2 tRNA genes and 1 rRNA gene are annotated in these 703 nt (G+C 50.2%); all 3 read left to right on the top strand.

The features are described from left to right. Nucleotides 1-112, top strand: a 16S ribosomal RNA gene (locus DID96_RS37905); the annotation flags it as partial. A gap of 64 nt (nt 113-176) precedes the next feature. Then, a tRNA-Ile gene (locus tag DID96_RS37910) sits at nt 177-253 on the top strand. Nucleotides 254-291: 38 nt separating this feature from the next. Next, a tRNA-Ala gene (locus tag DID96_RS37915) sits at nt 292-367 on the top strand. Nucleotides 368-703: the final 336 nt, after the last annotated feature.

Below are 703 nucleotides of genomic sequence, written 5' to 3' on the forward strand. Positions count from 1 at the left end.
AGAAGTGGCTAGTCTAACCGCAAGGAGGACGGTCACCACGGTAGGATTCATGACTGGGGTGAAGTCGTAACAAGGTAGCCGTATCGGAAGGTGCGGCTGGATCACCTCCTTTCCAGAGCTTCTCGCACAAGTTGAGCGCTCACGCTTATCGGCTGTAAATTTAAAGACAGACTCAGGGGTCTGTAGCTCAGTCGGTTAGAGCACCGTCTTGATAAGGCGGGGGTCGTTGGTTCGAATCCAACCAGACCCACCAATTGTCTGGCGGTAACACCTGAGGAAGTCTCTGTACATGGGGGCATAGCTCAGCTGGGAGAGCACCTGCTTTGCAAGCAGGGGGTCGTCGGTTCGATCCCGTCTGCCTCCACCAATCTTCAATGACAAACATTCGAATGACGATTGTTCGAGTTTTTGTCATTGGCGATTGAGCCAGTCAGAGTGATATCAACAGATATCGGCTGTCGTTCTTTAACAATCTGGAAGAAGTAAGTAATTTGGATAGCGGAAGCGTCTTGAGATGGACGTGAAAACTATCCGGGTTGTGATTGTATCGATGTATCTCAAGATGATTCGAACTTCATGTTCGGCTCAATTGGAATACGGCACAACGCGAGAACTCAACCTGTAACGAGACAGACTCGTTATAGGGTCAAGCGAACAAGTGCATGTGGTGGATGCCTTGGCGATCACAGGCGATGAAGGACGC

It is taken from the genome of Burkholderia sp. Bp8963 (genome assembly GCF_003854275.1).
GTDB lineage: Bacteria > Pseudomonadota > Gammaproteobacteria > Burkholderiales > Burkholderiaceae > Burkholderia.